At 63.4% G+C, this 8,359-nt stretch carries 8 protein-coding genes; 5 read left to right on the forward strand and 3 right to left on the reverse strand.

What is annotated here, in order from left to right; translation table 11 throughout:
- Positions 1-191: 191 nt before the first annotated feature.
- Entirely contained in the window at positions 192-1,019 is an 828-nt protein-coding gene (locus EOA22_RS17345) for a ferredoxin--NADP reductase (protein ID WP_063169685.1), read from the reverse strand.
- 221 nt (positions 1,020-1,240) lie between these two features.
- Here EOA22_RS17345 and EOA22_RS17350 point away from each other — a divergent pair, with 221 nt between their 5' ends.
- The 4 genes from EOA22_RS17350 to EOA22_RS17365 all read left to right on the forward strand — a co-directional run bounded on the left by EOA22_RS17350 (position 1,241) and on the right by EOA22_RS17365 (position 7,151).
- The gene (locus EOA22_RS17350) at positions 1,241-3,325 is read left to right on the forward strand and encodes a hydantoinase/oxoprolinase family protein (protein ID WP_063169686.1); all 2,085 of its coding nucleotides are present in this window, start codon (positions 1,241-1,243) and stop codon (positions 3,323-3,325) included.
- Position 3,326: 1 nt separating this feature from the next.
- The gene (locus EOA22_RS17355) at positions 3,327-5,069 is read left to right on the forward strand and encodes a hydantoinase B/oxoprolinase family protein (protein ID WP_063169687.1); all 1,743 of its coding nucleotides are present in this window, start codon (positions 3,327-3,329) and stop codon (positions 5,067-5,069) included.
- Between the two features lie 123 nt (positions 5,070-5,192).
- Positions 5,193-5,969 (forward strand): ABC transporter substrate-binding protein, encoded by a 777-nt coding sequence (locus tag EOA22_RS17360; protein WP_063170417.1) that lies wholly within the window; start codon positions 5,193-5,195, stop codon positions 5,967-5,969.
- Positions 5,970-6,020: 51 nt separating this feature from the next.
- Positions 6,021-7,151 (forward strand): aminomethyltransferase family protein, encoded by a 1,131-nt coding sequence (locus EOA22_RS17365; protein WP_063169688.1) that lies wholly within the window; start codon positions 6,021-6,023, stop codon positions 7,149-7,151.
- Positions 7,152-7,342: 191 nt separating this feature from the next.
- Here the strand turns inward: EOA22_RS17365 and EOA22_RS39690 are convergent, their stop codons facing one another.
- Positions 7,343-7,606 (reverse strand): hypothetical protein, encoded by a 264-nt coding sequence (locus EOA22_RS39690; protein WP_335919021.1) that lies wholly within the window; start codon positions 7,604-7,606, stop codon positions 7,343-7,345.
- 10 nt (positions 7,607-7,616) lie between these two features.
- On the opposite strand from EOA22_RS39690, the gene EOA22_RS39695 reads away from it, so the two are divergent.
- Positions 7,617-7,931: a Fic family protein gene (locus EOA22_RS39695; RefSeq protein WP_335919019.1), complete on the forward strand. Its 315-nt coding sequence runs from the start codon at positions 7,617-7,619 to the stop codon at positions 7,929-7,931.
- 78 nt (positions 7,932-8,009) lie between these two features.
- Here the strand turns inward: EOA22_RS39695 and EOA22_RS17380 are convergent.
- Positions 8,010-8,359: ABC transporter permease subunit (locus tag EOA22_RS17380; protein ID WP_127390111.1), on the reverse strand; the 350-nt coding region annotated here is incomplete at its 5' end.

The raw sequence follows: 8,359 nt of genomic DNA on the forward strand, positions 1-8,359 counted from the left end.
GGACGGGCCGACATCGGCTTCGCGGATTGTGCTGCTCATCTCCTGCCCTTTCATTCAGCGACGTATGCCGAAGATAGCCCGTGAAGCCGTACTTCATGAGTCCTGCGGGCGGTCATAACCGAAAAAGGCGGCGAAAGCAGCAGTTTTTGACCGTGCGGTCAAAAACGTAGACTTCGAGATGTTGGTGCGGCTCAGCCGACGAAGGCGCGCTCGACGACAAAAGTCGCCGGATGGCTCAGCGAGCCTTCCTCGAAGCCGAGACTTTCGGCCAGTTCCTTGACGTCCTTCAGCATATGCATCGAGCCGCAGATCATGATCCGGTCGGTTTCCGGGTTGAGCTTGTCGATGCCGAGATCGCTGTAGAACTTGCCGGAGCCGATCAGCGCGGTGATGCGGCCCATGCGTGCCGATTCCTCGCGGGTCGTCGAATTGTAGAGCGTGACGCGCCCAGTGGTCAGTTCACCGATCAGCGGGTCGCTTTCAAGTGCTGCGACCAGCTCCTGGCCATAGGTCATCTCGGCATTGTCGCGGCAGGTATGGGTCAGGATCAGTTGATCGAATTTTTCGTAGGTGTCGGGGTCGCGCAGCAGGCTGGCGAAGGGCGCGATGCCGGTGCCGGTCGAGATCATGAACAGCCGCTTGGCCGGCGTCAATGCGTCGACCACCAGCGTGCCCGTCGACTTCTGGCGCATGATGACGGTGTCGCCGACCTGGATCTTCTGCAGCTCCGAAGTCAGCGGGCCGTCCGGCACCTTGATCGAGAAGAATTCCAGCTCTTCGTCCCAGGCCGGGCTCGCCACCGAATAGGCGCGGTACACCGGCTTCTCTGCATTGGGCAGGCCGATCATGACGAACTCGCCGGAGCGGAAGCGCAGCGACTGCGGACGGGTGATGCGGAACGAGAACAGCCGGTCGGTGTAGTGCTTCACCGAGACCACGGTTTCGGCATAGACATTGGCCGGAATCGGGAACTGCAGCGGTCGGGCGCCGACGGTGTTGAGAGCGGATGTGGTGTTCATCAAATCCAACCTTCTGGCCCAGCTCACGGACGCGGGCGCCAAACCTTCACCTGCGCGCCCGGACCATTCAGGTCCCGGCGTGCTGTTCGCACACTCCAAAGCGGCAAGCTCTTGTGTCCGGAATTTATTAGTATACAAACGATATTTGCGTCAAGATGCTCCCTTAAAACAGCTTTCCAAACTGACGCATATCCGTAGTCCGCGCATTTCGGGTTTCGACGATGGAAGAGAATATTTCGGCGCAAGCGCGCGATCCCCAGGGAAATGTCGTTGCCGGTATCGATGTCGGCGGCACCTTCACCGACCTGCTCCTGATCGACGGAAGCGATGGCGGCAGGGTGTATCTGGCCAAGACGCCGACCACGGTCGACAACCAGGCCTTCGGTGTCGTTTCGGCACTCGGCGCCACCGGATTTCCGATCGACGGCATCGACCTCATCGTGCATGGCACGACCACCACCACCAATGCGGTGCTCGAACGCCGGCTGGCGAAAACCGGCATGATCACCACGCGCGGTTTTCGCGACGTGATCGAGCTTGGCCGGCGCACGCGGCCGCAGGCCTATGGCATGACCGGCAGCTTCGTGCCGATCATCCCGCGCAATCTCAGGCTCGAAGTGTCGGAGCGCGTCGAGGCGTCGGGTGAGATACGCACACCGCTCGACGAGGCCGAAATGCGCGAGGCGGTGCAGACGCTGATCGCGGCCGGTTGCGAATCCCTCGTCATCCATTTCCTGCATTCCTACGCCAATCCGGCGCACGAGCGGCGCGCCACCGAAATTGCCGCCGAGCTCTGGCCGAACGGCTACATCACGGCAGGCCATGCGCTGCTGTCGGAGGCGCGCGAGTTCGAGCGCGGCGTCACCGCTTCGGTCAACGCCTCGGTGCAGCCGATCCTCGAGCGTTATGTCGAGCGGCTGCGCAAGGAACTGGCTGCAAAAGGCTATGCCCGCGACTTCCTGATCATGAACGGCAATGGCGGCATGATCTCGGCCCGCTTCGTCACACGTGAATCGGCCAAGACTGTCATGTCCGGTCCGGCCTCGGGCGTCATCGCCGCCGCCTACACCGGAAAACGTGCCGGCTTCGAAAACCTCGTCACCTACGACATGGGCGGCACTTCGACCGACGTGGCGCTGATCCGCAATGCCGAGCCGGCTGTCTCGAACGAGATCGAGATCGAATATGCCATGCCGATCCATGTGCCGATGGTGGCGGTGCACACGGTCGGCGCCGGCGGCGGCTCGATCGCCCGCGTCGACGCGGCCGGCCTGATCCAGATCGGCCCGGAAAGCGCCGGCGCCAACCCCGGCCCGATCTGCTACGGGCGCGGCGGCCTCGATCCGACCATCACCGACGCCAATCTGGTGCTCGGCCGGCTGGCGCCGAAGAAGCTGCTGGCAGTCGAAAACCCGGTCACATCAGAGCGCGTCACCGGCATCTTCGAGGAGAAAATCGGCAAGCCGACCGGCCTGTCCGGCGTCGAGGCGGCGGGCGCGGTGCTGCGGCTCGGCAACATGAAGATGGCCGGCGCCATCCGCATGGTGTCGGTGTCACGCGGTCATGACCCCCGCGATTTCGCGCTGTTCGCCTTTGGCGGCGCCGGGCCGCTGCATGCGACTGCCCTGGCGCGCGAACTCGGCCTGCCCAAGGTGCTGGTGCCGGCGCGTCCAGGCATCACCAACGCGCTCGGCTGCGTCGTTGCCGACCTGCGCCACGACTTCGTCAACACCATCAACCAGCCGGTGTCGGTGCTCGACGAAACGCGCCTTCATGGGGTATTGGAACGGCACCGAAACGAAGGCGAGGAGCTGATCGGCAAGGAAGCGGTAAAGCCGGAGACGATCCGCGTCACCCACTCCGCCGACATGCAGTTCGTCGGCCAGACCCACATCATCAACGTGGCGCTGCCGTCCTCCTCGGTGACCCGGGCAACGCTGCAGCAGCTTTTCGAAAAGGCCTATTTCGCCCGCTTCAAGGTCGAGCTGCCGGAAATCCGAGCCAATCTCGTCAATCTCAATACATCGGTCACCGGCGTGCGTCTGGCGATCGATCTGTCGCGCCTGATCGATCCGGCGGGGCGCGCAGCAACGCTGGACGAGGCGCGGCGCGAAATCCGGCCGGTCTGGTATGCCGGCCGTTGGCACGACACGCCCGTATATGCGCGTGAAAAGCTGCCGCTCGATGCTATCATCGAAGGCCCGGCGATCCTCGAACAGATGGATGCCACCACCGTGCTCGAACCCGGCGACCGCGCACGCAGCGACGCTGACGGCAACATCATCATCGACATTGGCGAGGCCTGATATGGCAAAGCTCGACGCCATCACCCTTTCGGTCCTCCAGGCGGCCCTGCAGCAGGTCTGCGACGAGATGGACCTTACGTTCTCTCGCGCCGCTTTCTCGCCGGTCATCGCCGAGGCCAATGACCGTTCCGACGGCATCTATTCGGCTGTCGACGGTTCGCTGATCGCGCAAGGCAGCCAGGGCCTGCCGGTGTTCGTCGGCGTCATGCAGTATTCGACCAGGACGGTGATCGAGATGATCGCCGACGGCCGTTGCCTGCCGCCGGAACCAGGCGACATCTACGTCGTCAACGACCCCTATCTCGGCGGCACCCATCTGATGGATGTGCGCTTCGCCATGCCGGTCTACCGGGACGGCAAGATTTTCTGCTGGCTATCCAACACCGGCCATTGGCCCGACATTGGCGGCTCGGTGCCGGGCGGATTTTCAGCCTCGGCGACTGCCGTGGAGCAGGAAGGCCTGCGGCTGCCGCCGGTCAAACTGTTCAAGAAGGGCGTGCTCGACCCGGAAATCTACGCCATCATCTGCTCCAACATCCGCGTCGCCGACCAGCGCATCGGCGATATCAGGGCCCAGGCCGCCGCACTGCTGATCGGCCAGGATCGGCTGAATGGAATCCTGGATCGTTACGGTGACGAAACTGTTGTCGCGGCGATCGCCGAACTGCGCCGCCGCGCGGCCGAGCAGATGCGCGCCAACATCTCAGCCATTCCCGACGGCACCTACCATTCGAAGGCCTTTGTCGATTCCGATGGGGTGGTCAACGAGCCGCTGATCATCGCGCTCGCCGTCGAAAAACAGGGCGACACGCTGACCTTCGATTTCACCGATTCGTCAAAGCCCTGCGCCGGGCCGATGAACAGCGTGCTGGCGACGACCCTATCCTCGGTCTATCTCGCCATGCGCCACATTTTCCCGGATGTGCCGATCAGCGCCGGCGCGTTTGAACCCCTGATCGTCAAGCGGCCGGAAGGCACGTTCCTCGACGCCAAATATCCGCGGCCCGTCTCGGGCTGCGCCGCCGAGGTGTCGCAGCGCATCGCCGAGGCGGTGTTTGCGGCGATGGTGCAGGCATTGCCGGACAAGGTGACCGCCGCACCCGCCGGTTCCAGCGGCAATTTCGCACTCGGCGGCAACGACCCGGCACGCGGCCGCGACTACGTCATGTATCAGATCTCCGGCGGCGGTTATGGGGGCAATTCAGGCCATGACGGCCTGACCAATGGCTGCTCGACCATCGGCATCTCCAAGTCGCCGCCGGTCGAGATCATGGAACAGGCATTCCCGGTGCTCTACCGCCACTACGCCTTGCGTGAAGGCTCCGGCGGCGCCGGCAAGCATCGCGGCGGTTTCGGCCTCGCCTATGAGGTGGAAATCCTGCGCGGCGACGCCCGCGCTTCCTTCGTCATGGACCATGGCCGGTTCGGCCCGCAGGGCGCGCTTGGCGGCAAGGACGGCGCCGTCAACACGGTGACCGTCTTCCGCAACGGCGAGGAACACGTGCCGCCGCATTTGTCCAAAGAACAGGACATTGCGCTCAAGGCCGGCGACCGCGTGCGCGTCGGCACGCCGGGCGGCGGCGGCTATGGCGATCCGCTGCAGCGCGATGCCGATCTTGTGCTGCGCGACGTGGCGCTGGGGTACTACACATCAGAGGAAGCCACCGAAAAGTTTGGCGTTGTCCTCTCGGCCGGGGAGTTGGCCATCGACCGGACGGCCACCGACAAGCAGCGCGTCGGCTAACACATCACCGATCGCTCGCCTGGTCTGCTCGCCGCGCCGTGATCGCCGCAGCGCATGTCGTTTCCGTCTCCGCCGCGCGCCTGGAAGACCGTAGACTTCCCGCTTTCAACGGGGATCTCGAACATGCGTCTTTTCGGTCGTTTCGTGCTTGCCGCTTCCGTCGCCCTCACCCTTGCCACTGGTGCCGCCTCCGCCCAGGACAAAAAACTCAGGATCGGTACCGAGGGCGCCTATCCGCCCTTCAACTACGCCAGTGCCGACGGCACGCTGGGCGGCTTCGACATCGAGCTGGGGAAGGCGCTGTGTGCTGAGATGAAGGCCGAGTGTGAGTTCAGCGTGCAGGATTTCGATGGCTCGATCCCGGCGCTGCAGGCCGGCAAGTTCGACGCGATCATCAACATCACCATCACACCCGAGCGGGCCGAGAAGGTCGAGTTCACCCACAAATACTACCAGACGCCGCCGGCTATCGCCGTGCCCAAGGATTCGACCATCGCGGGCACGTCGCCCGATGATCTGAAAGGCAAGGCGCTCGGCGTGCAGACCGCGACCATCCACCAGAAATTCGCCGACCAGAAATATGCAGGCTCGACGGTCAAAGCCTATCCGACGGGCGACGATGCCCGCACCGACATGGCCAATGGCCGCCTCGACGCGATGATGGACGGCTCGATCATCCTGACCGAGTGGTTGAAGAAGCCAGACGGCGCCTGCTGCAAGCTGCTCGGCACGCTGACCGCCGATCCGGCCATTCACGGCCCTGGCGTCGGCATCGCGCTGCAAAAGGGCAATAAGGAACTGGCCGACAAGCTCAATGCGGCCATCGACGCGCTGCGCGCCAATGGCAAGTACAAGGAAATCAACGACAAGTACTTCTCCTTCGACGTCTACGGCAGCTGAGACGACAACATGCCTTCCGGCAGCGCCGGCTGGCGCTGCCGTTTTTCTTGAATGATGGAGACTTCCTTGGCTGAGCGGCGTTCCCCTTTCTACAGCAGCATCGTCGGGCTGGGCGCGACCATGGGTCGTGTCGGGGGCGATTTCATCTCCGCTAAAACCTATTCCGGCATTGCCGACGAGCATCTGAACACCCGCAAAAATGTCGGCGTGCAGGATCTCAGCACCATGGGCAAGATGGACATCAAGGGGCCGGACGCCGAGGCGCTGGTCAACCATGTCATCGTCAATAATGCCGCTGCCATGAAACCGGGCCAGGTCCGCTATTCCACGGTCTGCCGCGAGGATGGCGGCATCATGGACGACCTCACCGTGTTTCGGTTGGGTCCGGAGCACTTCATGCTGGTAACCGGCTCGGTCAACCGCCTGAAGATGCTGCCCTGGCTGTTGCATCACGCGCAGGGTCGCAAGGCCTATGTCACCGACATAACCGCAGCCATCGCCTTCCCGACCATCCAGGGCCCGCGCTCGCGCGAACTGTTGAAGGCGATGATCTCGGATGCCGATCTGGACGGGCTGAAACGCTGGTCGTTCACGTCAGGCCACATCAACGGCACGCGGGTGCTGATCTCGCGCACCGGGGTCACCGGCGAGCTCGGCTTCGAGCTGTTCGTGCCGGCCGACGAGGCCGCTTCGGTCTGGGACGCGCTGATGCGGACCGGCCGGGACTTTGGCCTGAAACCCTATGGCGTGCTGGCAATGTTCACGCTGGGCCTGGAAAAGGCCTATCCGGCGCACGGCATCGACATGGACGAGAGCCGCACCCCGTTCCATGTCGGCCTCGACCGCTGGATCAAGTTCGACAAGGGCGATTTCGTCGGCCGGCAAGCGTTGCTCAAGGTCCGCGACAAGGGCCTCGACGAGCAATGGGTCGGCCTGATCCTCGACGGCGACACGCCGGCCGCCACCGATGCCAGGGTCCTGGCCGATGGCGAGGACGCCGGCATCGTCACCTACAGCGATCACGGCTATTCCCTGGGCAAGGTGCTGGCCACGGCGCACCTGCGGCTGCCTTTCACCGCGATTGGCACCGAACTCAGCATAGACATCGATGGCAGGCCGAGCCGGGCGGTCGTGGCGCCGATACCGTTCTTCGATCCCGAGGGGGGGAGGTTGCGCGGCTAACTGGGCTTACCCTGGAAATCATTTTGGTCTCTCCTCAATGGTTATGATATTGTCTCGAAATGAAGTCTCCTAGCTCACGAGCCAGCCGTTCAGCCAAGACCGGCCAGTTCGTGCTGACCAGCGAGCGCGGCGAGAAAATCAGCGCCGTGGAAGGCATGACCTTATCGCCTCGCATGGCGAAATTACTCGCCCTAGGCGTACGACACGGACTGTCCGGTGATGAGCGGCGTTCGCTCATCAAGGAAGAAATCCGCAAGAAGAAATAGACGTTGGTCTACGCCGCTGAGTTCGATCCGCTGTGCTACCCCGGCACGACGGTGCTCATTAACCTGTTGGACATCCGCGACCAGGCTGAGCTTGATGAAGTCGAGCTCGCGCTGTTCCTGACTCGCGCTGACGAGCCATTGCCGGCAGGCGAACTCGACTACCGTCACTATCTCGGCCTGCACCGGCACCTGTTCCAGGATGTGTGGCTGGGCCGGTCAGCCGCGCACCATCCGCATCGGCAAGGCCGGCAATTGGTTCTGCTATCCCGAACACATCGCCACCGAGATGGCGCGGGTCTTTCGCGAACTCGGCAATCCCGACCGCTTAGCTCATCTCGACGGCACCAGCTTTGCGAAGCATCTGGCGCACATCGTCGCGGAGATCAACGCCGTGCATCCGTTTCGCGAAGGCAACGGCCGAACCCAGCTCACCTTCCTTGCGATGCTCGCCGAGCACGCGGGCCTGACATTCAATGACGACATCCTTGACGGGATCGCGTCATTCAAGCCATGATCGACAGTTTCAGCGGTTCAGAAGCGTCATTGCAAGCACTGATAGAAGATATCATCGCCTAGTTCGTCGGCCTAACAATCACCCCCGTCTATCCAGCCTCGCCACCAACCGATCCCCCACCCATTGGATGCCGCAGACCAGGATGATCAGCACGATGACCACTGCGATCATCACCGACGTCTCAAAACGCTGGTAGCCGTAGCGGATGGCGAGGTCGCCGAGGCCGCCGGCGCCGATCGCGCCGGCCATGGCTGACGCACCGATCAGCGTCACCAGCGTCACCGTGAAGCCGGCGACGATGCCGGGCAGGGCTTCTGGCACCAGCACCTCGCGGATGATCGTCCAGCGGTTGCCGCCCATGGCGCGCGCCGCCTCGATCAGCCCGCGATCGACTTCGCGCAGCGACACTTCGGCGATGCGCGCATAAT

The organism is Mesorhizobium sp. M7A.F.Ca.US.014.04.1.1 (assembly GCF_003998745.1).
Taxonomy (GTDB): Bacteria; Pseudomonadota; Alphaproteobacteria; order Rhizobiales; family Rhizobiaceae; genus Mesorhizobium; species Mesorhizobium ciceri.